The sequence below is a fragment of the Amycolatopsis balhimycina FH 1894 genome, assembly GCF_000384295.1.
Taxonomy (GTDB): domain Bacteria; phylum Actinomycetota; class Actinomycetes; order Mycobacteriales; family Pseudonocardiaceae; genus Amycolatopsis; species Amycolatopsis balhimycina.
The window spans coordinates 9,322,495-9,346,934 of the sequence record NZ_KB913037.1 but is presented as its reverse complement, the minus strand read 5'-3'; the positions used below and the strand labels follow the sequence as shown (position 1 = coordinate 9,346,934).

Below are 24,440 nucleotides of genomic sequence, written 5' to 3'. Positions count from 1 at the left end.
ATCCTCGCCTCACGCGTCGACCGGATCCCCGGTGCGGAACGCTAGCTGTACGGGCGCCACATGAACTCGCCGCTCTGCGCGCAGGTCCACTGGATGACCCAGGCACCGTAGTTCGTCCGGGCGCCGCCGACCGCCACGCACTTGCCGCTGTTGACGTTCACGAACTGGTAGGCACCCGCGAACGCCGGCGAGGTCGCCGGTACGAGGGTGAAGATCTCCGCGGGGGTGTCGACGCAGGCGTAGATGCCGACCTGGGCGTTGTCGCCGGTGTCGCCGCGCCAGATGGACAGGCACTGGCCGTTGTGCTCGTTGATGAGCCGGTAGTTGTCGCCGCCGACGTTCACGGCGTCCCAGTAGATGGTGTAGTCACTGCCGTCGCAGCCCTCCTGGCGGTTCGCGCCCCGCTTGTCCACGGCGTAGGCCAGGCACAGCCCGCTGTTGGCGTTGGCCCACCGGTAGGTGCCGTTGGCGACGGCACCGGCCGGCGAGACTCTCCCGGAAGTCGCCGCTGTCGCCGGAACCACGAAACCGACAGCCGCGGCAACGGCCATGGTGACAGCGGTGACGGCACGAATCAGACCGCGTTTCATGCTCTCCCCTTTCTGGATGCCAACCGCATCACCCGGTTGGCTCGTCGGCGCTGCCCAGCGACAGCGGCCCGCGAGAAAGGTGGCCGGTTGAGCCGTAGGAAGTCTTTAGTGGCGCTTTAGTGCCCAGGTCACGGCTACCGCTCCCCTTTGATCAAGGGGCAACGTGGTCGCGGGCGGACCGGGCCGCGGGCACGATCGCGATGAGGATTCCGGCGACGGCGATGGTCAGGGTCGCGCGCGTACCCACTGACTCGGCGAAGACTCCCGCGGCCAGCGCGCCGAGTGGCATGGTTCCCCAGATGAGCACGCGCATGCTCGTGTGGACGCGGCCGCGCAGTGCGTCCGGTGTCAGGTGCTGGCGGCGGGTCATCACGATCACGTTGTAGGTCGTACCGCCGGCGGCGTGGATGACGATTCCCGTTGCCGCCAGGACCAATCCGATCGGGCCCGGCTGGGCGAGCGGGAGCAGCAGGTGGGGTGGCCACGTCAGCACCGGCACCAGCCAGTTGGCGCGAGCCGCCCCGAGGCGGCGGGTCCAGCGGCCGGTCGTCGCGGCGCCGATGACGCTGCCCACGCCCGACAGGGCCAGCAGCACGCCCGCGCCCGCCGCGTCCAGGTGCAGGTCGTGCGTGAAGAACAGGACTTCCATGGACATGAAGCCCGCGGTGAAGAAGGCGGCGACGGAACTCGCGACGGCCAGGAGGCGGAGCTGGCGGTGGCCGGCGATGTAGCGGAGACCCTCGGCGATCTCGGTGCGTAGCCGCACCTCCCGCGGCCGCGGTGGTATCGGCGGCACGACGGCCCGGACGCGCGACAGGAGCGCGGCCGAAGCCAGGTAGCCCGCCCCGGTGAGCAGCAGCCCGGAGGCGGCACCGATCACGCGAGTGAGCACGCCACCGATGCCGGGCCCGGCGGCCGCGGCGACCGACAGGGTGATCTGCAGGCGCGCGTAGCCGGTTTCCAGGTTCTCCAGCCCGATCACCACCGGCAGGTACGCCTGGTAGGCGGCGTCGAAGAACACGGTCGCGACGCCGACGAGAACCGCCGTGACGAGCAGCTGCCCGAAGTCCAGCACACCGGTCCAGCCCGCGACCGGAAGCCCGAAGAACAGCAGAGCCCGGACGAGGTCGGCGCCGACGAGTACCGCGCGGCGGCGGCGGGTCCGGTCGATCCAGGCACCGGCGGGCAGGCCGATGACCAGTAACGCCACGGTCTCCGCCGCCGTGAGCAGTCCCATCTGCAGCGGAGTGGCGCCGAGGGTGGTCGCGGCGAGCAGGGGCACCAGCGCGGTCGCGGCGGCGGTACCCAGCTGCGAGGCGGCGTCCGCGGTCCACAGGAACCGGAACGCGCGATGCCCGCGCAGCCCGGCCGACGTCGAGGCTTCCGGCGAGGCGCCGGTCATAGGCTCGGCTTCACCGACGGGACCACCCGGCCGGGTGGCGGACGCCGATCCGCGTGGTACGGCAACATGACGGCGTACCGGTCGTCCAACCGCAGGGCGAGCTGGTGAGCCGCCAGCTGGTCGAGGAGATCCGCCGCGGGCCCGTCGGCCGGCGGCCGGTCCGTGCCGGCCAGGGTCCGGAACGTGTCGACCCAGCCGGCTTCGACGTGGACGCGGTTGATCGGCCCGCCCGGGCGGGTGTCGTGGATGAGGACGAACCCCGGACCGTACCGGTAGGTGCAGAGGCCCACGTCGTGGGCTTCACGCCAGCGGCGACCGGGTTCCCCGTCGTCCCGTGGTGGCGGCAGATGGCACAGGGCGCGTTCGGGAATGGGGCCCGGCAATGGCTCCCGTAAGGTCCAGTCCACCGGAACGAACGCCGCCGCGGCGGCCGCGAGCAAGCGCACCATCGTCGCGTCGCGGTGCGCGAATTCGCCGAAGGCGAACGGCTCCGGCAGCCGCAACCGCTGCGCACGCCCGGCCAGTCCGGCCACGACACGCAGTGCGGTGCCGGGATCGGCGTCGATCCGGCCGAAGTCGAGTTCGACCGTTTCGGGCCACGCCGGGTGCGGAGCGGCCAGGGTACGCATGTGGCTCCTTCTCAGGCGGACGGCGTGAGAACCGGCAACGGCAAGGGGGTCTTCCGCGCCACGGTGGGCGAGGTGGCCAGGGTGATCCACAAATTGCCGTCGGTGAAGACCAGGCCGGCCTCCTCGAGCCGGCGAAGCCAGTGGCCGAAGTCGTCCGGGTCCCATTCGTGGTTCTGTTCGGCGAGTACCCGGAGCGGGGCGCGGCCGGTTTCCAGTGCTCGCCAGGCCGCGATTTCACGCGGGTGCTCGAGTACGTGGTCGACCGGCGCCCAGCCGTGGCGCCGGTCCCGGATCACCACGAGGTCGTCGATCGTGCGGGCGATCAGCGCACTCCCCGCATAGCCCGCGGTCCACGAGGCCAGCGCGTCGACCAGCGGCGTGACCTCTTCGGCCGTGAGTCCTTGGTCCGGGGTGTCGAAGGAGTAGACGAGCTCGGCGAGCCGCTCCGGGTCGTCGATGTCGTGGACGAGGCGCGACCCCGCCGCCGGGCGACGCTCGGTGAAGCCCTGCCGCGGGTCGTCGAAGTTCGGCGAAAACCGTTGCAGGGCGATACGTGCCGCACCACTGGGCGGTTGCAGGTGCACCAGGGCGGGCAGCTGGGCCACGACCGCGGCGTAGTCCGCCACGCGTTCGCCCGGAAACCCGTACAACCAGTTCCAGGCGATGGTGAGCCCGGCCGAAGCACCGTCGCGCAGCATCCGCACGTTGTGTGCCCCGCGGACGCCCTTGCGCATCCGGTGCAGCACGTCGTCGACCAGGCTCTCGATGCCGGGCTGGACGTCCCACACCCCGGCCGCCCGCAGCGCGGCCACGTCCCCGATCTGCGCGTTGGCCTTGATTTCGTAGTGGATGCGCAGGTCGTGGCCGGCGCCGGCCAGCTCCGGCAGCGCCGACCGGTAGTACTCGTTCGGCAGGATGTTGTCGATCGTGGTGACGTCGAGGATCCGGTGCCGGCGCACCAGCCCGAGCACCTCGTCCACAAAGGACTCGGCGGGCTTGGCCCGGTAGGTCATCGCGGTGCCGTTGAGTCCGCAGAAGACGCAGTGGTGTTTCGCGCCCCACCAGCAGCCGCGGGAGGACTCCACGACCAACTCGGGTTCGACGCGGGCCGCGACGGAAGCGGGAACGGCGGCGAACCAGTCGTCGTAGTCCGGTGTCGTGATCGACGTCGGCGAGACCAACCGGGACGGGCACGGACTGACCCGGGTGGCGCCGTCGTCGTCACGCCGGCACAGCTGGGGCACGTCGTCGAGGCCGTCACGGGTTCCGGTCGCGTGGCATTCGGCGAGGGCCAGCAGCAGTTTCGGAAAAGTCACGTCGGCGTCGCCGCGCAGGACGTAGTCGACGAACGGGTACTCCCGGTGCAGCGCCACGCCCATCGGGCCGTCGGTCGAGTAGCCGCCGAGGAGGATCTGCACGCCCGGTCGCCGGTCCTTGATGCGCCTGGCCACCGCGAGGCTGGCGATGGTCTGGCTGAAGGTCGCGCTGAAGCCGACCAGTTCCGGCTCGTGGGCGAGAATCGCCTCGGCGGCCTGATCGGTGAATTCATCCGCGAGCTCACGAACCGCCGCGGCGATGCGGAAGGGCAGGCCGGCACGGCGGGCCAGGTCCCGCATGCCCGCATAACCGAAATCGGGTCCGTTGAGCGCACCCGCGAAGATCCATTCGCCGAGCGAATGGTGGAACCCGGTGTCCGCCATTTCCGCGTAGTCGCCCACGGTCAGACCCGCCCGCAGCATCATGTCGGCGAAGGCGAGACTGCCGTGGTAGGAAACCGGGACCGGAAGCCCCTCCCGTGCGCACGCAGCGCGCAGTACGCCGAGCGCGAGGGAGGGGCGGTGCAGCGAGTGCCACGGCATCGAAACCAGGCAGGTGCGGGGAACGCGCCCGCGGGGCATCGAACCGCCTGCTTCGCCGGTCAGCGCGGTTCCGCGGCGGCCGAACCGGGGTCGGCCTTTCCGGCTTCGTTGTACATGGTCACGCCGCGGCCGGTGCCACTGTGTTCGTCACGCTCGGCCAGTGGCGTCACGGTGAGCGCGGACGCCGGAGCGGCGAATACCCGAACGCCGCGGCCGGCATCGGAACGATCGCCGGATTCCGCGAGGTTCGTCACCGTGAGCGCGGCAGTGGGCGTGGATTTCATCTTTTCCCCCTCGTTTCGATACGAATTCCGAACAGTGGGTGACGCACCGATGAAGTCATCCGCCGGCCGCCCTGCAGCTACAGGGTAATTCTCGCATGCCTCGCCGGTAAAGCGCTTCCTGAGCGGCAGCAGCTGCGCCGACGGTCGCTCGCCGCCTGGATCTTGCTCGGTATCAGTGGGCTCCGTCGTAGGCGGCAAATTGGGCCAGAAGGCTCTGTGGCGCGTTGTCGTCGAAACACAGCACGAGATTGTCCGCGGCTTCCTGCGCAGCTTCCGCGCTGCGTGGGAACAGGTCATTCTCGTATGCGGCCAGGGCGGCCTCGACGTCGTCGGGGTGTGCGGCGATCGCCTTGCCGAGCTCGGCGCCGTCGAACATGGCCAGGTTGGCGCCCTCACCGGCGAACGGCGACATCAGGTGCGCGGCGTCGCCCAGCAGCGTCACTCCCGGTACCCGCTCCCATCGGTGTCCGACCGGCAGTGCGTTGATGGTCCGCGGGATCAGCGCGCCGTCCGCGTCGGTGATCAGGGCCCGCAGTTCGGGCGCCCAGTCGGCGAAGTGCTCTGCCACGACGGCCTTGGCCTTGACCGGGTCGGTGAAGTCGACACTGCCGATCCAGTCCGGCGAGACCTCGAGCGCGACGTAGACGTGCAGGCTGCCGTCCGGTTCGCGGTGCGCTAGGAAGCCCTTGCCCGGCGCCGGCGCGAACAGCATGCCCGCGCCGACGACAGCGGCGGAAACAGGGTGCCGTGTGTCGGCGTCGCACAGTTCGGCTTCGACGAACGACATCCCGGCGTACGCGGGCTGGGCGTCCGACAGCAGGGGGCGTATCCGGGACCACGCGCCGTCCGCGCCGATCAGCACCTCGGTTGTGGTGTGCCGGCCGTCGGCGAAGGTCAGTTCGTGCCGGCCGCCGCCGAGCGGGCGGGCTCCGGTGACCTTGCTGCCCCACCGGATGGTGCTCGCGGGCAGCGAGTCGAGCAGGATCCGCCGCAGCCGGCCGCGATCGACCTCGGGACGGCGGCCGTCACCGTCGTCCGGGTCCTCTCGCAGGAGGTTGTTGTGCTTGTCCAAGATGCGCGTGCACTCGCCGCCGGTGTGAACGGCGGCCAGGAATTCCTCGAACAGGTCGGCATCACGAAGCGCGACCTGCCCGTTGAAGTCATGGATGTCGAGCATGCCGCCCTGGGTGCGCGTGTCAGGAGACTCCTCCAACTCGTAGATCGTGGCGGAGATACCGCGGACCTGCAGGACTCGCGCGAGCATCAGCCCGCCCAGCCCGGCGCCCACGATGCCGATCGTCGGTGTGCTCACGATTCCTCCTGAACTCGAAGTGACTCTGAAAGTATAGCGACTCTGGATTCAGATGTCTTCTGCTTTCTGAGGTACCGTGAGCCCATGGCCACGACGATGGGGCGCCGGGAGCGCCGGAAGGTCCAGACGCGCCAGGCGCTGGCCGCGGCGGCGTTGCGCTTGTTCCTCGAGCGTGGCTACGACGGCGTGACGGTGGCCCAGATCGCGGAGGAGGCCGACGTCTCGCTGGCCACACTGTTCAAGCACGTTCCCGACGGCAAGGAAGCAGTGATCTTCGACGATGGTGTCGAACGACGCGAGGCACTCGCCGCGACCGTCCGCGACCGGCCCGCCGGCCAGTCGGTGCTGGCGGCGCTGCGCGGGTTCATGCTGAGCCGCGGACCGTTCGCGACGGACATGTCGGCCGAGCGGCGTGAGATGCTCGACCTGATCCTGCGCACCCCGGCGTTGCGCGCGTACCAGCGCAAACTGTGGACCTCCGCGGAAGGCGTCCTGGCCGCGGCGATCGCCGCGGCCACCGGCCGTGAGACCACCGACCCCGCCCTGCACGCCCTCGCCCGGTTCGTCCTCGAGGTTCCCGGTCTCGCCGGGCTCGACCCGCACCCGCGCGAGTCCGTGCATGCCATCTTCGACCTGCTCGAGAACGGCTGGAGCGATCAGAGAAATGGTTCCGCCGAAGGGACCGCCGCCAACCCGCTGGACCTACTCCCCGACGAGCCTCCGGCCTGACGGCGGTGGGCCTCGGTGGCGGACGGCCAGCCGTGCTCCAGGATCTCGAAGGCCACGTCGATCATCCGGGTCGTGTCGGCGGACTGCGTGGCCAGCGTGAAGGCTTCCAGGGTGAAGTGGGCCAGAGCCCGGCACCGCAGGTCTCCTTCGGCCCGCGCGAATTCCTGAGCCAGCACGCGGCTGAGTGCCTCTTCGTGGCGTAGCCACATCTTGCGCCAGTAGTCGCTCAGCGCCGGTGTCGTCACCACGAGCTTCATGAACTGGGAATCGTGCGGGCCCGAGACCGCGCGCTCGACGCGCGCCCGCATGTAGCGCCGCAAGGCCTCTGGCACGGAGGTGTCCGGCGGACGTTCGGCCACCGCCGCGACGAGCGAGCGCTCGATGTCCTCGTCCAGATCGAACACCAAGGCTTCCTTGGACGGGAAGTAGTTCATCAACGTCGTCGCCGACACGTCCGCCGCCTCGGCGATCTCCCGGACGGTGACGTCGTCGAAGCCGCGCTCGAAGAAAAGCCGCATGGCGGTGTCGCTGAGCGTGCGGCGAGTTGCCGCCTTCTTTCGTTCCCGGCGCCCGGGTTCGGAGTCGAGGGAGGTCACCACCGGAGCCTAGCACCCCAGTGAAATGGTACCAAACTTTGTACCGTTGCAAATTTGTAGTTATGCCAGACATGGTTGGCATGGTTCGGCGCCGGACTGAGGGGTGAACCGGGGCGTCATCCGGATAGTCCCGCGCGTACCAGCGCGGCGCGCAGGGTGGCCGGCTCGCCTTGCCAGGCCACGTGCGCGTCCGGGCGGACCAGGGTCCACGGCACTGCCGCGTCGGCCGGCGGGGCGAGCACGACCCGGTCCTCCCGGCCGGCGATCGCGGGCCTGGCCGCTTCCGGCGCCACGAGCACGAACTTGCCGTCGCGCAGCACCTCGTACAACCGGCGGGAGTCCCGCAACGCGATGTCCCGCACCCGGGGCGCCTGGGGATAGTCGATGCCGATGCCGGAGATGGTGCCGGCGGCTTTGCGCGCCACCGGTGGGAGACGCAGCGCGGCGCCGCCCACGACGGTGCGGGCCAGGCGTCCGGCCCGCGACTTGATCATCGCCAGCCGGATGATGGCGCCGCTGCTGCGCAGGACCAGACGGCCGACCGGGTGCCGCTCGTCCTCGTAGGTGTCGAGGAGCCCCTCGGGCGCCCAGCCCCGCGCCGCCGCCGCGAGCTTCCAGCCGAGGTTGGCCGCGTCCTGCAGCCCGGTGTTCATGCCCTGGCCGCCCGCCGGCGAGTGGACGTGCGCGGCGTCGCCGGCCAGGAACACCCGTCCCACCCGGTAGTGCGGCGCCTGGCGTTCGTCGCTGTGGAACCGGGACATCCACCGGGCCTCGCGCACCCCGAAGTCGGTGCCCAGCGCGCGGCGGGTCACGGCGCGGATCTCGTCGAGGGTCACCGGTGCGGTGTCGGGCAGCTGGTGGCGGCGGTCCCACGCGAAGATCCGGTACCAGCCGTCGCCGAACGGAGCGACGAACGCGAACGCGTCACCGACGGCGTTGACCGCGAGCACGTCCTCCGGAGCGTCGGTCAGCCGTACGTCGGCGAGCATGATCGAGGTCAGCACCGACTGGCCGGGGAACGGCAGGCCGAGTGCCTCGCGGACGGCGCTGTGCACGCCGTCGGCGCCGACCGCGTAGTCACTTCGGATCACCGCGCCGCCGACGGTGAGCTCGACGCCGTCGGAGTCCTGCCGCAGCGCTGTCACCTCGGCGTCGCGCACGATGCGCGCACCGGCGGTGATCGCGCGCTTCCCGAGCACCTGTTCCACGTTGTACTGCGGGGTGATCAGCAGGTACGGGAACCTCGTCGGCAGTGTCCCCAGGTCGATCCGCAGGTGGTCGAAGAGGCGCAGGTGCCGGACCGGCGCACCGCCGGCGACGACCTCGTCGGCCAGCCCGCGGGCATCCAGGTGCTCCAGCGTGCGGGCGTGGACGCCGAACGCCCGGGTCAGGTTGGACTCGGTGCCGCGCCGCTCCAGCACGGTCACGTCGACGCCGGCCCGGGCCAGGTCTCCGGCGAGCAACAGCCCGGCGGGGCCGGCACCGACGATCGCGACAGTGGTCTGCTCGATCATGACGTACTCCTGTCTTGTTTTCCTGCAACGGGTTTGCGCACCGCGGCGAGGGCGAACGCCTCGACGGTGACGAGCAGGGGCACGATCGCCGTCCAGCCCAGGACGGCGAAGGGGACGGTCCCGGCGACGACGAGTGCCCAGAGCCCCCACCGGGGTCGGGGGTCCACCCAGGCGGCGGCGAGAAGAGCGATGCCGCCGAGGGCGCCGAGCACCATCGGCGCGGGCGCCGCGGTGGCCGACATCAGCAGCTGGCAGCAACCGAGAGCGCCGAGCAGGACGCGCCACCGGCCGGTGGCCACCGCGGCGGCCGTGTCGCGCCAGGATTCGATCGTCAAAGCCCCTGCCACGATCAGCAGCACGGCCGGCAGGTACCAGAGCCTGCCCACCGTGGTGAGGCACAGCAGGCCCGGGCCGGCCAGCCCCAGAGCGCACGCGGCTCGCTGCCCGGCGGTGAGCCCGGTCCGGTGCTGCCGAACCGCTGCGAGCACGGCGACCAACGACAGCGCGACGGTGAGCAGCCCCAGCGCGGCGGGGGTCTGCTTGTCCCCGCTCCACTGCGGGATCCGGTCGCCCGCGATCGCCTGCGTCAGCCCGGCGGCGACGCCGATCAGCCCGCCGGCCAGGCCGAGACCGCCGGCAAGCCGACGCGCGCTCATCGGACGACCTGCGCGGCCGCGCGGCGCGGGCTGGGGGCCGCCGCGCGCACGGGATAGCCGACGCGGAAGGTCAGCAGCGGCTGCTCCCCGCGCGGCAGCAGCTCGGCGAACCGCGGCCCGAACGCCGGCGCGGCCCCGGTACTGCGTTCACGATCGATCCGCTCGGTGACCTGGTTCATGTGGTGCAGGGCGATGCCCCGGCCGGTCGCGGCGAGGTGGATGCGCTCGAGCAGCCGCCCGGCGGTGAGCTGGGTGGCCCGGTCGTCGGGCGTGCGGGACGTGAGCACGCCGTAAGCCGCGGCGGTCGCCGTGTGCACCGTCGTCGTCTGCTTGAGCCAGAACTGATCGCCGTCGGCGCGTGACGACGCCGGCAGCAGCTTGGCGATCGCGAGCATCAGCGGGCCGAACCCCTGGCCGCCCAAGGTCAGTCCGTCCCGGTAGCGCTGGATGTCGTCGTTGGTGCCGCGGAACCACGCGAAGTTGTCCCGCGACTGCTGGTCGTCGTCGCACAGGGCCGCCGCGGCGTCGATCAGGAGCCGGCTCATCGCCGCCCGGGGTGCCGGATCGGCGATCCAGCGCACTTCGACGTCGTCCGCCCCGGTCCGGTCGGCCAGTTCGTTCAGCGTTTCGGGCTCGATCGCGGTGGCCTCGAAGGGTCCGCGGTTGGTGTGCCGGTCGCCGATCGCGTCGTACAGAGGGCTGGGCGCCGGCGGCCCGGGCCGGACGGCGACCTCGGCGATCCGCGGACCGGCCGGGCCGTCGGGCAGCAGCGTCACCGTCGGGAGCAGTCCCCGCGCCCGGCACGCCAGCACGAGGTTCTCGAGCGCGCAGCCGATGCCGACGTGCTGCTCGCGGTGAAAGGGATCGACCGTGCCGGTGTCGCGGGCCGCGTCGACATACACGTCCACGCCGTCGGCGCGGATCCCGAAGCCCCACGGCTGGGTGTTGTGCGGGCTCGGTGCCAGTACCGCCGCCCCCACCGCACCGAGCAAGCCCGGCGTCTCCCGCCAGTGCTGCCACGGGTCGTAGGCGTCGCCACGCCCCGGGCCGAGCGCGGCGGTGTCGTAGACCCGGTAGCTCAAGGCGCCGGTGCCCGCGACGACCACGGTGGCACCGCCGGCGCCGAGCAGTTTCAGCAGGCGCCGGCGGCTGAATCCGCCGGCCGGCCGCGGTGCCGCGACCGGGTCGTTCGAGACGGTCTGCATGGTGAGCCTCCAGTCCGGAATCACGGGGTGACGGAGCGAACGACGTGGCCGGTGTCCCAGAGCAGGGTCAGCAGGGCTCGCTGGGCCGCCTGGTCCACCCCGGCCACCACGAGCTCGGTGCCGTCGTCGCCGGGCCGGACGGACTCGAGGTCGAAACGCGCGCGGAGTGTCGCGAGAACGCCCTCGGCCACGGGACCGGCCACGGTGACCCGGTAGCGGGAGGCGTCGGTGTTCATGGGGCGAGCGTGCCGCCGGCCCGGGTGCCGGCGCACCACCCCGGTGGGAGTTCTACCCGGGGTGGGTTCAGATGAGGCCGAGGTCGCGAGCGGCGGCCACCGCGTCGGCGCGGGAGCCGACGCCGAGCTTGCGGTACAGGCTCTTCGTGTAGGCCTTGACCGTGTTGATCGAGAGGTAGAGCGCGGCCGCGATCTCGCGCTGCGACACCGATCCGGGCATGACCCGCAGGATCGACAGCTCGCGGTCGGTGAGCGGCTCGGCGAGCCGGCCCGCGCGGGTGGCCGTCCGGACCGACGCCCGTCCGATCCGTTGTTCGGCCCGCTCCAGCCACTCCGCCGCGGTCGGCGTCACCGGTGCGTTGTCGTCGGCGAACTCTCTCGCGCGGGCGAGGGCCGTGCGGGCGGCGGGGGCGTGGCCGCAGCCCAGCTCGGCGTCGGCCAGGAAGACCAGGGCGCCGATGACGGTCAGGTGCCGGGCGTCGGCCTCGGCGTTCGCGATCGCCCGCTCGAGGAGGTCGCGAGCCACCCGGACGTCGCCGCGCAGGTACGCGTGCCGCCCCTGGACGACGCGCAGCGCGGCGACGACCGGGATGGCGGCGGCGCCCCAGTCCTGCTCGACGCGGTCGGCGAGCGGCACGGCCTGGCGCAGCAGCCGGTCGACGTCGTCGCCGCGGTCGAGCGCGAGGAGCGTGAGGCCGAGCAAGCCGCCGATCTGCACGGAGAGACCCACGGTCCAGCCGGCGGTTTCCCGCTGCCGCCAGGAATCCAGCAGCATCGGTGCCGCGGTGGCGAACCGGCCGCTGCGAGCGTATGCACTGCCCAAGGCGGCTCGCGCCGCGGGAGAAGGCCCGGCATCGGCGGCGTCCTCGAGCGCCACCGCCCGCTCGGCCAGCTCGATGGCGACCTCCGGTTCCGACTCCGGAACGCTGACCGCGCGCATGGTCAGCAGTGCGGCGCGGGCGTCGTGCCAGCCGAAGACGGAGTGCTCCGGACCGGTCCCGCGCTCGGCCAGGTCCAGCCAGTGCGCGACGCGCCCGTCCCCGGAGCCGGGCCGGGCGGCGTAGGCGAGCGCCAACGCGAGCTGCGGCGACACAGCGTCCTCGGGCAGCCGTTCGCCGAGGGACAGGAAAGTGGTGGCGAGCCCCCGATCGAGGAACCAGCCGGACCCGTCCCGCAGCACCTCGGCGGCGGCGGTGGGGTCGCCCGCGAGCAGGTGGTGGTGCACGGCGTCGTCCAGGCGGCCCTGCCCGGCGTACCAGGCGGCCGCCCGGGCGAGAACGTCACGCCCGTCCGGTGATTCGCGCAGCAGGGCGTCACGCAGCAGCGGGTGGCAGCGGTACCACTCGCCGGCGGCGTCCATCGACGTGACGAAGAGGTCGGCGCGGTCGAGCGCGTCCAGGATCCCGGCCGAGCCGGTGGTGCCCAGTGCCGCGTCGCACAAGGCGCCGGAGAGTCGTTCGAGTCGCGCGGTCGCGACGAGCAGGTCCCGGCCGGCCGGGTCGAGAGAGGGCAGTACTTCGGACGCGAGGTAGTCCAGCACGTGCCGGTCCCCCGCCGCGCCGTCGGCGCCGTTGCGCAGCGCCAGCCCGACGAGCTGCAGGCCGGCGGCCCAGCCCTCGGTCCGCCGCCACGCCGCCAGCACGTCACCGGCCGCCGGCGTCCGGCCGGAAACCGCGCCGACGAGGCCGGCCGCCTCGGTGGGGGTGAAACGCAGGTCGTCGGCGCGCAGCTCGGTCAGCTCACCGCGGGCCCGCAGCCGGGCCAGCGGGAGCGGCGGGTCGGCCCGCCCGGCGACGACGATCCGCACCGTGGGCGGCAGGTATCCGATGAGGTACTCGAGGCTCTCGTGGATGCGTGCGTCGGCGAGCACGTGGTAGTCGTCGAGCACCAGCACGTGCCGCCGAGAGGACGCGGCCAGCTCGTTGAGCAGGATCGGCAGGGCGAGATCGATCGGCTCCGCACCCGGCGCGACCACGGCTTCGAGCGCGGCCGATCCGACCGCGCCCGCCTCGTGGAGCGCGGTCAGCACATAGCGCCAGAACCGCACCGGATCGTCGTCGCCCTCGTCCAGCGACACCCACGCCACGGTGACCTCCGGCCCCGGGTCCGCGGCCCACCGGCCGAGCAGGCTGGTCTTGCCCCAGCCGGCAGGTGCCGCGACGAGGATCAGGCGGCTGTCGGCGTCACGGAGCACCTGCTCCAGTTCGGCGCGCTCGACAGTCCCCCGCCGCACCGGCGGGACCGTGTGCTTGACCGCCAGCAGCGGTCCGGCGGGGCGACTGGTGGTCATGACACTCCTGTGGCGTGGTCCCTGCCGTGACAGATCCCGGAACGGCGGACGAGGCCGTCATCGGCCGTTTGACGGACCTCAACCGAGTTCTCCCGCCTGGTGAGCCGCCCAGTCGACGCTCCACGCCTTGACCGCGTCCAGTACCGGCCCCAGTCGCGAGCCGATGCCCGTAAGCGTGTAGCGAACCTCGATCGGTCGGGCGACCGTCACCACCCGCTCCACGACTCCGGCCAGCTCAAGCTCCTTGAGCCGCTGGGAAAGCATCGCGTCGGTGATGCGCGGGATGCGTTCACGCAACTCGTTGAACCGCAACGCGCCGGAAAACAGCTGAACCAAGATCACGCCGGTCCACCGGCGGCCGATCAGCTCGATGGCCGTGTGGAAGTCAGGGCACCCGTTCTCGGGCTCCGGCTCGTCTTTCCCCTTCATGGCGCGGCAACTTTACCAACTCTAACTTTCCTTGCCAACTATGTTTTCAATAGTGTACTTTCAAAATTGAAGCGACTTGAGAGGAACACCATGACATCCGATCCGACCGGGACCGGCGCACCGGTTCCGCACAAGCGCCTGCGCGAGCTGGACTTCTTCGTGGGCAGCTGGGACGCTCCCGGCGTCTTCCACGAGACCCCGTTCGGCCCGCGCAAGCCGATCCGGATGCGGATCGACGGCGCCCGTGAGCAGCGCGGCTTCTGGATCACGTTGGGCACGGCCGAACTGCCGACACCGGAGAACCCGGCCCCGCTGAGTGCCCGCTACGTGTGGGGCTACGACCCGGCCACCGGCGAATTCGTCGCCGACTGGTACGACAGCAACGGCGGACGCGCGGTGCAGCGCTCCGCGGGCTGGGTGGGCGACCGGTTGCGGTTCCAGGGAACCATCACGATGAACGGCGCCACCGTGCCACTGCGGGACACGTTCACGCGACGAGGCGCCGACGCGTACCACCACGTGGGCGAAATCGACCTCGGCGAGGGCTGGATCCCGGTCGACGAAGAGGAAGCGGTTCGCGCGTGAGCCGGCGGGTCGATATCGGGATCGCGTCGCTGGCCGACGTACAACCGTTCACAGTGGACGGTTCTCGTCGCACGCCCTCGGGCCGCGTCGAACAGATCGTGTCGCTCGCCGTGCTGGCCGATGAGCTCGGGCTGGACCACTTCGGGCTGGGCGAGCACCACAACACCGACTTCGCGGTGTCCTCGCCGGCCGTCGTGCTGGCCGCGATCGCGTCGAGGACGACTCGGTTGCGGCTGACCAGTTCCGTCACCACTCTGGGCGCACTCGATCCGGTCCGGGTCTACCAGGACTTCGCCACGCTCGACCTGCTGAGCGCGGGCCGCGCCGAGATCACCGCGGGCCGCAGCGCCTACCCCGAGCCGTTCGGGCTCTTCGGCTTGCCCCTCAGTCACTACGACGACGCGTTCGAGGAGAAACTCGAGCTGCTGCTGAAGATCCGGGCACAACCGGCCGTCACCTGGCAGGGCCGGTTCCGTGCTCCGCTCGATGACGCGGCGATCGTGCCCAGGGCCGCGCAGGAGCCCCTGCCGGTCTGGCTGGGCGTCGGTGGCACCCCGGCCAGTGCGGCTCGTGCCGGAAGACTGGGACTGCCGATGATCCTGGGATACATCGGCGGGACACCCACGCGGCTGCGGCAGCTGGCGGACGTCTACCGCGAGGCCGGCGACCGGTCCGGGCACGCGAACGACCTGCGGCTGGGAGTCGCGCTGCACTACTTCGGCGCGTCGAGCACGCGGGAGGCCACGTCGACCTATCCCTACTACCGGGACTTCCTGCGCCCCAAGCACCCTGGTGGCGGTGGCTTCCTGGTCGCTTCCGAGGAGTTCGAGCTGGGGATGCGGGCCGGACGGCACCTGATGATCGGGACCTCCGAGCACGTCTCGGCCAAACTCGCGGAGCTGCACGACGAGCTGCGGTTCGACCGGGTACAAGCGTTGGCCGACTGGGGCGGGTTGCCGTCCGAGGCGGTGGAGGAATCGCTGCACCGGCTGAGCGAGGAGATTGCACCAGCACTACGCCGGCACGTCGGCGAACGCACCACAGCGCAGGCCAAGTGACCGGCTCGGTGCGGCGGTCCCCCGCCGCACCGATCGTTGCCGCTGAGCCGTGCTCTTCAGGCGTGTTCGACCGCCGCGGCTGTGCCGAGACCGAGGAGCTCGATCGCCGTGGCGCGCATTTCGACCTTGCGCACCTTGCCGCTGACGGTCATCGGGAAGTCGTCGACGAGGTGGACGTAGCGGGGGATCTTGTAGTGCGCGAGTTTCCCGCCGGCGAACGACCGGATGGTCTCGGCGCTGAGTCCGGCGGCGCCGGGACGCGGTTTGATCCAGGCCATGATCTCCTCGCCGTACCGTTCGTCGGGGACGCCGATGACGTGGACGTCGTGGATGTCGGGGTGGGTGTGGAGGAACTCCTCGATCTCCCGGGGATAGACGTTCTCCCCACCCCGGATCACCATGTCCTTGATCCGGCCGGTGATGTTGAGGTAGCCGTCGTCGTCCATCGTGGCGAGGTCGCCGGTGTGCATCCAGCCGGCGGTGTCGATCGCCTCGGCGGTCTTGTCCGGCTGGTCCCAGTAGCCGAGCATCACCGAATAGCCGCGGGTGCACAGCTCGCCGGGCTCGCCGCGGGGCACGGTCCGGCCGGTCTCCGGGTCGATGATCTTGATCTCGACGTGCGGGTGCACTCTGCCCACAGTGGACACCCGGCGGTCGATCGGGTCGTCGACGCGGGTCTGGGTGGACACCGGCGAGGTCTCGGTCATGCCGTAGATGATCGTCACCTCCGTCATGCCCATCCGCGCCACGACCTGCTTCATCACCTCGATCGGGCACGGCGAGCCGCCCATGGCGCCGGTGCGCAGGCTGGACAGGTCGAAGCCTTCGAATCCGGGCACGGCCAGTTCGGCGATGAACATCGTCGGCACTCCGTAGAGGACCGTGCACCGGTGCTCGGCGATCGCGGCGAGGGTGGCCGCGGGGTCGAACCCCGTTGCGGGGTAGATCATGCACGCGCCGTGCGTGGTGGCGCCGAGGTTGCCGATCACCATGCCGAAGGTGTGGAAGAGCGGGACGGGAATGCAGATCCGGTCGGCTTCGGTGATTTCGCAGACCTCGGCGGTCAGGAACGCGTTGTTGAGGATGTTGTGGTGGGTCAGGGTGGCGCCCTTGGGGTGGCCGGTGGTCCCCGAGGTGTACTGGATGTTGATCGCGTCGTGCGGGGACAGTGCGGCCTGCCGCCGCGCCAGCACGTGCGGATCGCCATCGCGGTCGGGAAGCGCGTTCCACTCCGGGCTGCCGATCACCACGACGTCGTGCAGGTCCGGGCAGTCCGACCGCACCTCGTCGATCATCGCGGCGTAGTCGGCGCCCTTGAAGCCTGATGCAGCGACGAGCGTGCGGATCCCGGCCTGGTCGAGCACATAGGACAGTTCGTGTGTCCGGTACGCGGGGTTGACGCACACCAGGATCGCGCCGACCTTGGCGGTGGCGAACTGCAGGAGTGTCCATTCGGGACAGTTGGGTGCCCAGATGCCGACCCGGTCGCCCGTCTCGACGCCCAGCCGGATCAGGCCGTGCGCGAGCGCGTCGACGTCGGCCCGGAGCTGGGTGTAGGTCCAGCGCCGGCCGGTCGCGTGCTCGATGAGAGCGTCGCGGTCGCCGTGAAGGGCGACGGTGCGGTCGAAGTTGTCCCCGATCGTCTCCTCCAGCAGCGGGAGATCGGTCGCGCCGCGGGTGCAGGACAGGGTTGTCATCGTGTTCCTCCGGTTGATGCGGGCAGGTACTTGAGGTAGGCGAGCGCCGCCCAGGGGCGGCAGGCGTCGAGGCCGTAGTAGGCGTTCATGTCGCGGTCGAACTCCGGCGCGCGGCGGTAGCCGAGGCGCGCGTAGAGCGCCAGCGCCGCGGTCATGAAGCCGGAGGTGTGGAAGGCGAAGACGGGGGCGCCCGACTCGCGGGCCCGGTGTTCCAGCGCGGCCATCAGCGCGTCGGCCACGCCCTGGCCGCGGAAGTCCGGATGCACGCCCATGCCCCGGCCGCCGGCCCAGCCGCCCGGCCAGCCCAGGTTCTGCACGGTGGCGTCCGGGTAGAACGCCGCGTAGCCGGCGACCTTCCCCTTGACCTCCGCGACCAGCAGCTGCCCGTGGCGGGCGTGCCGGTCGAGGTCGAGCAGGTCGGCGCGGTAGGCGTCCCACACCTCGGGGGAGACGTCGCCCGCGTACTGGGCGTAGGCGACACCGAGCACCTCGCGGATCGCCGCGTGGTCGCGGGGTCCGGCCGCCCGCACCAGCGGAACGCCGTTGGCGCGCGGCAGTGCGAGCGCGGCCAGTACGCCGGCACCGGCGAGCGCCGCGCCGAGCCACAGTGCCGGCACGACGCCGGCGACGAGCCGGGCGGGTGAACCGAGATCACCGTGGGCGGCGAAGACCGAGGCGAGCACCGCGACCCCGAGGACCACGGCGATCTCCCGCACGGCGGTCGCCGCGCCGGAAGCCTGCCCCTGCTCACGCGGCGCCACCGCGCCGAGGACGGTGGCGGCCGCCGGCGCGAAGAACAGCGCCGATCCCGTACCCAGCATGATCAATCCCGGGACCAGCGCGCCGTAGGCCACGCCCGGCGCGGTCACGGCCGCGAGCCAGCCCAGCCCGGCCGCGACCAGCGCCACCCCGAGCGCCATCAACGGACGCGTGCCCCACCGGTCGGACAGGGCGCCGGCCACCGGCGCCAGCAGCATCGGCATCACGACCATCGGCAGCATGCGCAACCCCGCCTGAAGCGGCGAGGCGCTCAACCCGGTCTGGAGCAGTTGGGTGACCAGGAACAGCGCGCCGAACAGCGCCGCGTACATCAGCAGCGCGGTGAGGTTGGCCGCGGCGAAGGCCCGGTGACGGAAGAAGCGCATCGGCAGCATCGGCGCCGGCGCCCGCGTCTGCCAGACCACGAACAGCGCCAGTGCCAGGACGCCGAACACCAGCGCCACCAGCACATCCGGGCGTGCCCAGCCGTCACCGCCCGCCCGGATCACCGCCCACACCACGCCGGACACCCCGGCGCCGCTGAGCGCGACGCCGCGCAGGTCGAGCCGCCCGTGTGGCCCGTGGCTCTCCTCCAGGTGCCGCCATGCCAGCGGCACCAGCACCAGGCCGAGGGGGACGTTCAGCCAGAAGATCCACTGCCAGCCGGCGAAACTCGTGAGGGCACCGCCCAGCAGCGGCCCGGCGGTCACCCCCAGGCCGCCGACCCCGCCCCACGCGCCGAGCACCGCCCCGCGGCGGGCCGCCGGGACCGCCGCGCTGAGCAGGGTCATGGACAGCGGCGCGAAGATCGCCCCGCCGACGCCCTGGACCGCGCGGGCCGCCACCAGAGTCCCGACGTCCGGCGCGAGCGCCGCCGCGGCCGACCCGGCGGTGAAGACCGCCAGACCGATCGCGAACAGGCGACGACGACCGAAGCGGTCGCCGAGCGCCGCCCCGGCCAGCAGCAGCACGGCAAAGGACAGGGTGTAGGCGTTGACGGTCCACTCGGCGCCCGCGAGGCCGGCGCCGAGGTCGGTCCTGATCACCGGCAGGGCGGTGGTGACCGCCAGGCGGTCCAGTGCGAAGAGGAACCACGCCGACGAGGTGATGGCGAAGGTCCGGACGAACAAGCTCATGGCAGGCAGCGTGCGCGCCGGTCACCCCCGTGGGCACTGGGGCGGAACCCCAGGCACGACCCCAGGTTCACGAGGTGTACCCCAGGGCGGTCACCGTGCCAGAATTCGGGATTGTGTTACCCGAACAGGACACCGGGCCACGGCAGGCGGAACTCCTGGAGCGTGCCGGCGAGCTGACCGCGGTGGCCGCGCTGGTGGCCGCCGCCGACGCGGGCCGCGGCGGTTTGCTGCTGGTCGAGGCCGCCGCGGGGCTGGGGAAGTCGACGCTGCTCGACCACGCCGCCGCGCTGGCTCGCGACCAGGGGCACGTGGTGCTCCGAGCGCGCGGCCACGAGCTGGAACGGGCCTTCGCCTGGGGCGTCACGCGGACCCTCTTCGAACGGTGGGCGGGCGGCGGTGCGCAAGCGGAGCTGCTGACCGGCCCGGCGACCGCTGCCCGGCTGGTGCTCGGCGCCGCCGAGGAGCCGGGCGACCTGCCGGCGTCCGATGCGGCGTTCGCGATCCTGCACGGGCTCTACTGGCTGGCGGTGCGGCTGGCCGAGCGGACGCCGCTGCTGATCACGGTCGACGACGCCCAGTGGGCGGACGGTCCGTCGCTGCGCTGGCTGACGTTCCTGCTCGGCCGCCTGACCGACCTGCCGATCGCCGTTCTGGTCGCCACCCGGCCGGGGACCCGGGGCGAGGACAGGGTGCTCGCGCGGCTGGCCGGCGATCCTGACGTGCAGGAGCGCCGGCTCGAGCCGCTCGGACCGGACGCGGTCGCCGAGCTCGTCCGCCGTCGCCGCCCGGACGCCGACGACGGCTTCTGCCGCCGCTGCCTGGAATTGACCGGCGGCAACCCACTGCACCTCCGGGAGCTGCTGGCGGCCATCGAGGTGCACCCCGGTGGCACCGACGCGGAGATCTTGGCCGGGAGTGTGGCGCTCGCCTCGCGTTCGCTGGCCCGCTCGGTGCGGCGCCGGCTGGCAGCCCTGTCGCCGGCCGCGTACCGGCTGGCCCGGGCGGTCGCCGTGTTCGAGAACGACGCCCCGCTGACGATGGCCGCGGAGCTGGCAGAGGTCGACACCTCGGAGGCGGCGCACGCCGCGGACGAGCTGACCCGCGCGGACCTGCTCAGGCCGGGTGACCCGCTGGAGTTCATCCATCCGCTGGTGCGTACCGCCGTTTACCACGAGCTTCTGCCGCGCAGACGCGCCCAGCTGCACCGCCAGGCCGCCGTGTTGCTGGTCGGGGACGGTGCGGCGGACGAGTGCGTCGCCGCCCACCTGCTGGAGTCGCCGCCGGGGGAGGACGACGAGGTGGTCACCACGCTGCGCGTGACGGCTCGCCGGGCCTTCGCTCGCGGCGCGCCCGCATCCGCGGTGCGGTATCTGGACAGGGCGCTGCGGGAACCGCCCTCGGCGGCGGCCCGGCCGGAAGTGCTCGCCGAGCTGGGCCGCGCCGAAGGTGCCACCGGCGGGCAGGAGGCCATCGAGCATCTGACGGAGGCCGTCGAACTGGCCGGCGACGCCCGTACCCGCGCGACGCTGCTGCTCGAGCTGAGCCGGCTCCTGCACGACCGGGGGCGGCTTGACGAGGCGTGCGAGGCATGCCTGCGCGGGCGGGCGGAGCTCGAGGGCGACGGCGACGGGCAGACCGACGAGCTCGCCGCCGGTCTGGACGCGGCCTACCTGACCTCGGCGATGCTGAGCCCGAACCAGGCGGCCGACGCCCACCGGCGGGTGCGGGCGATCCTCGACCGGCCGACCCGGCTGGACAGCCCGGCCGATCGGGCACTGACCAGCAAGGCGATGATCATGCGGATGGGCGCGGGCGGGAACCGCGACGAACTGCTGACCGTCGCGAGGGACCTGTTCGCCGGGGGACGCCTGGCCACCGAGGGCGGCGCCGACTCCCAGGCGCTGTGGCACACCATGGGCGCGCTGAGCTACTGCGACGACTACGCGACGGCCGAGCACGCCTTCCAGCTCGCCTTGGCGGACGCGCGGCGGCGCGGGTCGACGATCGCCCTCGCCGGCGCGTCGGTGTTCCGTGCCCGGCAGATCCTGTGGACCGGGCCGGTCGCCGAGGCCGAGCACGACGCCCGCACCGCGTTCGACGTCTGGCGCGGGGTGGGGCACATGTACGTCTCGGCGGCCGGTCTTTGCCTGGTCACCGCGCTCCTCGAGCAGGACGACACCGACCAGGCCGAGACGGTGCTCGCGGCGGTCGAAGAGCATGCCACGCCCTTCGGGCTCTTCGCGGCCTGGCGGCTCGCGGCGGCCGGCCGGGTCGCCGCCCGGCGCGGTCAGGACGCCGAGGCGCTGCGGGCGTTCACCGCCTGCGGACAGCATCTCGTCGAGATCGTCCAGCTCAACCCGGTGATGCTGTCCTGGCGCTCGGAGGCCGGGCTGGCCGCGCTGCGCCTCGGCCGGCGCGATGCCGCCGAGCCGCTCATCAACGAGGAACTCGCCCTCGCCGAACGCTTCGGCGCCCCGCGCGCCATCGGCGTCGCCCGCCGCGCCGCCGGCCTGCTCGCTCGCGGCGCGCAGGGGATCGAACTACTCCGCTCCGCCGCCGACCTCCACCACAGCTGTGCGGCACACCTCGAGCACGCCACCACGCTCGTCGAACTCGGCGCCGCCATCCGCCGCGCCGGCCGCCCGGCCGAAGCCCGCGACACCCTGCGCGACGCCCTCGCCCTCGCCGAAACGCTGGGTGCGACGCACCTCGCGCGCCGGGCACGCACGGAAGTCCACCTCGCCGGCGGCCGAGCGCCGTCCCGCCGCGACACCACCGCCGAGCTGACGCCCAGCGAAAGCCGGGTAGCCCGGCTCGCCGCCGACGGCCACACGAACCGCCAGATCGCGAATTCCTTGTTCATCACCGTGAAAGCCGTCGAATGGCACCTCAGCAACACCTACCGCAAACTCCGCATCCGCGGCCGCGACGAAATCGCCGGCGCACTGGCCGTTCCCAGTGACACCACCTGACCCGGGTGGGCCGTCGGGCGGAAGTGCGGGACTTCCCCGGTCACAGTGCGGCTCCTTCGATGGTGCCGGCCGCGTCGGCGGCGGTGCGCCCGTGGACGGCGGGACGTCCACCGTAGGGGTCGTGCTCGGTCCACAGTGCCGTCGGCGCCGCCGCGCGCACCACCGGGCGGTTACCGCGCTGCGGCGGCCAGTGCCGCGCGGATGGCGTCCTCGCCGGCCGGCCGGCCCTTCTCGTTCGAGTACGGCCCGTACGGGGTGCCCCACACCGGTGTGCCCGTCGCCTGCCGCCAGCTCTCGGTCAGCGGTCCCGCGTCCACGACGCCGTACCCGATGGAGTCGATGAACTCGGTCACCGCAGCCTTTGCCGGTGCGGAATCCCCGGCGATCGGCAGGAACGAGCGGTCGGCCGCCCCAGCCGGGCGGGCGAGTGACAGCAGGTGCTTGAAGAAGATGCTGTTGAACGCTTTCACGAGCAGGGCGTCCGGGAGGTAGCGCAGCAGCAGTTCGCTCGAGGTGAGCGCGTTGCTGTCGAGTTCGGGGATGTGCCCGTCACGCTCGGGGCCGTAGTTGCACGTGTCGACGACCGGTTTGCCGGCCAGTGGCGCGGCGGGCAGGTGGGGAAAAGCCTTGACCGGCACCGTGATCACGACGATGTCACTGGCCGCCGCGGCCTGTTCGCTCGTCGCCGCGGACGCTCGCGGCCCCAGCTTCGCGGCCGTGTCCGCGAGCGTTTCGGGACCGCGCGAGTTGCTGAGCACGACCTGGTGGCCGGCCTCGGCGGCGAGCCGCGCGACGGTGAGGCCGATGTTCCCGCTTCCGATGAGTCCCACTGTTGTCATGGGGGTTCCTGTCCTCAGCCGGCGGGGAAGTAGTGACCGTTGTCCAAACCGGCGAGCAGGCCGGGCTGGGCGGGTTCCCAGCCGAGCGCCTGGCGGGTGATGAGGTTGGAGGCCGGGTAGCTCCGCGTGACGACGTTGGCGAGGAACCCGAAGTATCCGGGCACCATCAGCTCATCGGCGGGGATGCTCACGACGGGCAGGCCCAGCCGGCTGCCGATGGCCTCGGCGATGTCGCGGAGCGGGATGGCTCCGTCCCCGACCGCGTGCCAATAGCTGCCTGCCGGGCCCTTTTCCAGCGCCAAGCGGAAGACGGAGGCGAGATCGCGGGCGTGCACGGCGTTCCACTGGTTGGCGCCGTCTCCGGGATAGCCGACGACGCCTTTCTCCTTGGCGAGTGCGATCAGCCGCATGAGGAAGCCGGCTTGGTCGGTCGTGCTGTGCGCGATGTTGGCGATCCGCACGATCGAGGACCGCACTCCTTGCCCGGCCAGGCCGATGACGGTGGTCTCCACGATGTTGCGAACCCGCAGAGTGCCCGTGTGCTCGTCGCCGCCGGGCAGGGCCGGGTCCTCTTCGGTGGCCGGCCGGCCCAGGTTGCCTGGCGAGCCGATGCTGCCCGCCGCGACCAGCGGCTTGCCGGTCCCCGCAAGCGCTTCGCCGTAGGCGAGCATGATCGGGACCTCGGCGGCGGCCACGGCGTCGAGCCCGCCGGAGGGAAGCAGGTCTTGCCGGTGCGCGACGTGGATGACGCCGTCGGAATCCGCGGCCGCCTCCTTGAGCCCGTCGAGATCCTCGAGGTCGCCGCGACGCACTTTCGCGCCGAGCGCGGACAGCGCCGTCGCAGCCGTGTCCGAGCGCGCCAGGCCGGTGACCTCGTGCCCGGCGGCGATGAGCTCGGGAATGATGTAGGAACCGGAATGGCCGGTCCCGCCAGTGACGAAAACGCGCACGACTTTTCCTTGCGAGAGTGGGGGAAGGCTGCTTTGGTGCGGATGTGCTCAGCCGGCGGGGTTGACGCCGAGGGAGAAATCGAAGTTCCCCACGCCGTGGCGGCCCAGGCTGATCATCAGCAGGCCCGTCCCTTCCAGCCAGCGCGCCACCTCCAGGCCGCCGGCATCCAGCGGGCGCAGCCCGAGGGTCTCGATCAACGCCGAGACGCTCGCCTTGGCCTGCGCGTCGTCGCCGGCGAGAAGCACGTCCAGCGGGCCGCCCTGCGCCAGGATGTGGCCGAAGACGGTGTTGAACGCCTTCACGACGTGCGCGCTCGCCGGGGCGGCCTCGGCGATCTCCTGGGCACCGGAGGTGCCGTCGGGGGTGACCAGCCCGGTGGCGTCGGGGTTGGCGGTGTTGGTGATGTCGATGACGACCTTGCCGGCGAGCGCGTCTCCGTACTGGGCGACGATCGGCACGGCGCCGGCATAGGGCACGGCGAGGATGACGAGGTCGCCGGCCGGGGTGGTGCCGAATGTCCCGGCCGTGGTGCCGCTGCCGAGCTCGGCGGCCAGATCTTTCGCCTTGACCGCGTCGCGGCCGATGACCTCGACGGCGTTGCCGCCCTCGATCGCGCGGGTGGCTATGGCGCGGGTCATGGTCCCCAGGCCGATGATGCTGATACCGCTCATGGTGTGCTGCTTTCCGAAGTGGGATGGAACGCCCTCGATTT

The 24,440-nt window shown here is 71.9% G+C and carries 23 protein-coding genes; 4 read left to right on the top strand and 19 right to left on the bottom strand.

Annotation, left to right across the window (positions count from 1 at the left end; genetic code table 11):
• Positions 1-41: 41 nt before the first annotated feature.
• The 6 genes from A3CE_RS0143080 to A3CE_RS0143055 all read right to left on the bottom strand — a co-directional run bounded on the left by A3CE_RS0143080 (position 42) and on the right by A3CE_RS0143055 (position 6,076).
• Positions 42-590, bottom strand: a complete 549-nt coding sequence (locus tag A3CE_RS0143080; protein ID WP_043791400.1) for an RICIN domain-containing protein — start codon at positions 588-590, stop codon at positions 42-44.
• Positions 591-741: 151 nt separating this feature from the next.
• Positions 742-1,992 carry an MFS transporter gene (locus A3CE_RS52540; protein WP_020646322.1) on the bottom strand — a complete coding sequence of 417 codons (1,251 nt, stop codon included), beginning with the start codon at positions 1,990-1,992 and terminating at the stop codon, positions 742-744.
• Positions 1,989-2,621: a DUF5825 family protein gene (locus A3CE_RS53770; RefSeq protein WP_020646321.1), complete on the bottom strand. Its 633-nt coding sequence runs from the start codon at positions 2,619-2,621 to the stop codon at positions 1,989-1,991. The genes A3CE_RS52540 and A3CE_RS53770 overlap by 4 nt, the downstream gene beginning before the upstream one ends.
• A gap of 11 nt (positions 2,622-2,632) precedes the next feature.
• Entirely contained in the window at positions 2,633-4,519 is a 1,887-nt protein-coding gene (locus A3CE_RS52530) for a RiPP maturation radical SAM C-methyltransferase (protein WP_020646320.1), read from the bottom strand.
• Positions 4,520-4,539: 20 nt separating this feature from the next.
• Positions 4,540-4,764 (bottom strand): hypothetical protein, encoded by a 225-nt coding sequence (locus tag A3CE_RS0143060; protein WP_020646319.1) that lies wholly within the window; start codon positions 4,762-4,764, stop codon positions 4,540-4,542.
• Positions 4,765-4,936: 172 nt separating this feature from the next.
• Entirely contained in the window at positions 4,937-6,076 is a 1,140-nt protein-coding gene (locus A3CE_RS0143055; RefSeq protein WP_020646318.1) for an FAD-dependent oxidoreductase, read from the bottom strand.
• An 84-nt stretch (positions 6,077-6,160) separates the two neighbouring features.
• Here A3CE_RS0143055 and A3CE_RS0143050 point away from each other — a divergent pair, with 84 nt between their 5' ends.
• Positions 6,161-6,805 (top strand): TetR/AcrR family transcriptional regulator, encoded by a 645-nt coding sequence (locus tag A3CE_RS0143050; RefSeq protein WP_020646317.1) that lies wholly within the window; start codon positions 6,161-6,163, stop codon positions 6,803-6,805.
• Here the strand turns inward: A3CE_RS0143050 and A3CE_RS0143045 are convergent.
• The 7 genes from A3CE_RS0143045 to A3CE_RS52520 form a co-directional block, all read right to left on the bottom strand.
• Positions 6,733-7,401 (bottom strand): TetR family transcriptional regulator, encoded by a 669-nt coding sequence (locus tag A3CE_RS0143045; protein WP_245589685.1) that lies wholly within the window; start codon positions 7,399-7,401, stop codon positions 6,733-6,735. The two genes, A3CE_RS0143050 and A3CE_RS0143045, sit on opposite strands and share 73 nt — an antisense overlap.
• Before the next feature lie 116 nt (positions 7,402-7,517).
• On the bottom strand, positions 7,518-8,915 hold the full coding sequence (locus A3CE_RS0143040; protein ID WP_020646315.1) for an FAD-dependent monooxygenase: 1,398 nt from the start codon (positions 8,913-8,915) through the stop codon (positions 7,518-7,520).
• Complete coding sequence (locus tag A3CE_RS0143035) at positions 8,912-9,571, bottom strand: hypothetical protein (RefSeq protein ID WP_020646314.1); 660 nt, start codon at positions 9,569-9,571, stop codon at positions 8,912-8,914. The genes A3CE_RS0143040 and A3CE_RS0143035 overlap by 4 nt, the downstream gene beginning before the upstream one ends.
• Positions 9,568-10,776, bottom strand: a complete 1,209-nt coding sequence (locus A3CE_RS53765; RefSeq protein ID WP_020646313.1) for an Acg family FMN-binding oxidoreductase — start codon at positions 10,774-10,776, stop codon at positions 9,568-9,570. Before A3CE_RS53765 ends, A3CE_RS0143035 begins: the two co-directional genes overlap by 4 nt.
• Positions 10,777-10,796: 20 nt before the next feature.
• The gene (locus A3CE_RS0143025; RefSeq protein ID WP_020646312.1) at positions 10,797-11,012 is read right to left on the bottom strand and encodes a hypothetical protein; all 216 of its coding nucleotides are present in this window, start codon (positions 11,010-11,012) and stop codon (positions 10,797-10,799) included.
• 67 nt (positions 11,013-11,079) lie between these two features.
• A complete protein-coding gene (locus A3CE_RS0143020) occupies positions 11,080-13,302 on the bottom strand; it encodes a LuxR family transcriptional regulator (protein ID WP_020646311.1) in 2,223 nt (740 codons plus the stop codon).
• A gap of 78 nt (positions 13,303-13,380) precedes the next feature.
• Positions 13,381-13,731, bottom strand: a complete 351-nt coding sequence (locus tag A3CE_RS52520) for a winged helix-turn-helix transcriptional regulator (RefSeq protein ID WP_020646310.1) — start codon at positions 13,729-13,731, stop codon at positions 13,381-13,383.
• A 90-nt stretch (positions 13,732-13,821) separates the two neighbouring features.
• Here A3CE_RS52520 and A3CE_RS0143010 point away from each other — a divergent pair, with 90 nt between their 5' ends.
• Both A3CE_RS0143010 and A3CE_RS0143005 read left to right on the top strand, forming a co-directional pair.
• Positions 13,822-14,316: a DUF1579 family protein gene (locus tag A3CE_RS0143010; protein ID WP_020646309.1), complete on the top strand. Its 495-nt coding sequence runs from the start codon at positions 13,822-13,824 to the stop codon at positions 14,314-14,316.
• On the top strand, positions 14,313-15,374 hold the full coding sequence (locus A3CE_RS0143005; protein ID WP_020646308.1) for an LLM class flavin-dependent oxidoreductase: 1,062 nt from the start codon (positions 14,313-14,315) through the stop codon (positions 15,372-15,374). Before A3CE_RS0143010 ends, A3CE_RS0143005 begins: the two co-directional genes overlap by 4 nt.
• 56 nt (positions 15,375-15,430) lie before the next feature.
• Here the strand turns inward: A3CE_RS0143005 and A3CE_RS0143000 are convergent, their stop codons facing one another.
• Complete coding sequence (locus A3CE_RS0143000) at positions 15,431-17,071, bottom strand: AMP-binding protein (protein WP_020646307.1); 1,641 nt, start codon at positions 17,069-17,071, stop codon at positions 15,431-15,433.
• On the bottom strand, positions 17,068-18,966 hold the full coding sequence (locus tag A3CE_RS52515; protein ID WP_020646306.1) for a DHA2 family efflux MFS transporter permease subunit: 1,899 nt from the start codon (positions 18,964-18,966) through the stop codon (positions 17,068-17,070). Before A3CE_RS52515 ends, A3CE_RS0143000 begins: the two co-directional genes overlap by 4 nt.
• Positions 18,967-19,079: 113 nt before the next feature.
• Here A3CE_RS52515 and A3CE_RS0142990 point away from each other — a divergent pair, with 113 nt between their 5' ends.
• Positions 19,080-21,938: a helix-turn-helix transcriptional regulator gene (locus A3CE_RS0142990; RefSeq protein WP_020646305.1), complete on the top strand. Its 2,859-nt coding sequence runs from the start codon at positions 19,080-19,082 to the stop codon at positions 21,936-21,938.
• 40 nt (positions 21,939-21,978) lie between these two features.
• On the opposite strand, the gene A3CE_RS59450 is transcribed toward A3CE_RS0142990, so the two are convergent.
• From A3CE_RS59450 to A3CE_RS0142970, 4 genes are read right to left on the bottom strand one after another with little or no spacing between them, the layout of a single operon-like run.
• Positions 21,979-22,101, bottom strand: coding sequence for a hypothetical protein (locus tag A3CE_RS59450; protein ID WP_020646304.1), 123 nt, complete (start codon positions 22,099-22,101; stop codon positions 21,979-21,981).
• Between the two features lie 7 nt (positions 22,102-22,108).
• Positions 22,109-22,777 carry an NADPH-dependent F420 reductase gene (locus tag A3CE_RS0142980; RefSeq protein ID WP_185839758.1) on the bottom strand — a complete coding sequence of 223 codons (669 nt, stop codon included), beginning with the start codon at positions 22,775-22,777 and terminating at the stop codon, positions 22,109-22,111.
• A 14-nt stretch (positions 22,778-22,791) separates the two neighbouring features.
• Positions 22,792-23,727 carry an SDR family oxidoreductase gene (locus A3CE_RS0142975; protein WP_020646302.1) on the bottom strand — a complete coding sequence of 312 codons (936 nt, stop codon included), beginning with the start codon at positions 23,725-23,727 and terminating at the stop codon, positions 22,792-22,794.
• A gap of 48 nt (positions 23,728-23,775) precedes the next feature.
• Positions 23,776-24,399, bottom strand: coding sequence for an NADPH-dependent F420 reductase (locus A3CE_RS0142970; RefSeq protein WP_026469409.1), 624 nt, complete (start codon positions 24,397-24,399; stop codon positions 23,776-23,778).
• Positions 24,400-24,440: the final 41 nt, after the last annotated feature.

What these genes read in the sequence shown, in the direction of transcription:
- A3CE_RS53765 (WP_020646313.1), bottom strand. Translation starts at nt 10,776, where the DNA reads ATGCAGACCGTCTCGAACGACCCGGTCGCGGCACCGCGGCCGGCCGGC.
- A3CE_RS0143025 (WP_020646312.1), bottom strand. Translation starts at nt 11,012, where the DNA reads ATGAACACCGACGCCTCCCGCTACCGGGTCACCGTGGCCGGTCCCGTG.
- A3CE_RS0143060 (WP_020646319.1), bottom strand. Translation starts at nt 4,764, where the DNA reads ATGAAATCCACGCCCACTGCCGCGCTCACGGTGACGAACCTCGCGGAA.
- A3CE_RS0143050 (WP_020646317.1), top strand. Translation starts at nt 6,161, where the DNA reads ATGGCCACGACGATGGGGCGCCGGGAGCGCCGGAAGGTCCAGACGCGC.
- A3CE_RS0143020 (WP_020646311.1), bottom strand. Translation starts at nt 13,302, where the DNA reads ATGACCACCAGTCGCCCCGCCGGACCGCTGCTGGCGGTCAAGCACACG.
- A3CE_RS0143035 (WP_020646314.1), bottom strand. Translation starts at nt 9,571, where the DNA reads ATGAGCGCGCGTCGGCTTGCCGGCGGTCTCGGCCTGGCCGGCGGGCTG.
- A3CE_RS53770 (WP_020646321.1), bottom strand. Translation starts at nt 2,621, where the DNA reads ATGCGTACCCTGGCCGCTCCGCACCCGGCGTGGCCCGAAACGGTCGAA.
- A3CE_RS0142970 (WP_026469409.1), bottom strand. Translation starts at nt 24,399, where the DNA reads ATGAGCGGTATCAGCATCATCGGCCTGGGGACCATGACCCGCGCCATA.
- A3CE_RS0142980 (WP_185839758.1), bottom strand. Translation starts at nt 22,777, where the DNA reads ATGACAACAGTGGGACTCATCGGAAGCGGGAACATCGGCCTCACCGTC.
- A3CE_RS0143080 (WP_043791400.1), bottom strand. Translation starts at nt 590, where the DNA reads ATGAAACGCGGTCTGATTCGTGCCGTCACCGCTGTCACCATGGCCGTT.
- A3CE_RS0143010 (WP_020646309.1), top strand. Translation starts at nt 13,822, where the DNA reads ATGACATCCGATCCGACCGGGACCGGCGCACCGGTTCCGCACAAGCGC.
- A3CE_RS52540 (WP_020646322.1), bottom strand. Translation starts at nt 1,992, where the DNA reads ATGACCGGCGCCTCGCCGGAAGCCTCGACGTCGGCCGGGCTGCGCGGG.
- A3CE_RS0143040 (WP_020646315.1), bottom strand. Translation starts at nt 8,915, where the DNA reads ATGATCGAGCAGACCACTGTCGCGATCGTCGGTGCCGGCCCCGCCGGG.
- A3CE_RS0143000 (WP_020646307.1), bottom strand. Translation starts at nt 17,071, where the DNA reads ATGACAACCCTGTCCTGCACCCGCGGCGCGACCGATCTCCCGCTGCTG.
- A3CE_RS52520 (WP_020646310.1), bottom strand. Translation starts at nt 13,731, where the DNA reads ATGAAGGGGAAAGACGAGCCGGAGCCCGAGAACGGGTGCCCTGACTTC.
- A3CE_RS52515 (WP_020646306.1), bottom strand. Translation starts at nt 18,966, where the DNA reads ATGAGCTTGTTCGTCCGGACCTTCGCCATCACCTCGTCGGCGTGGTTC.
- A3CE_RS52530 (WP_020646320.1), bottom strand. Translation starts at nt 4,519, where the DNA reads ATGCCCCGCGGGCGCGTTCCCCGCACCTGCCTGGTTTCGATGCCGTGG.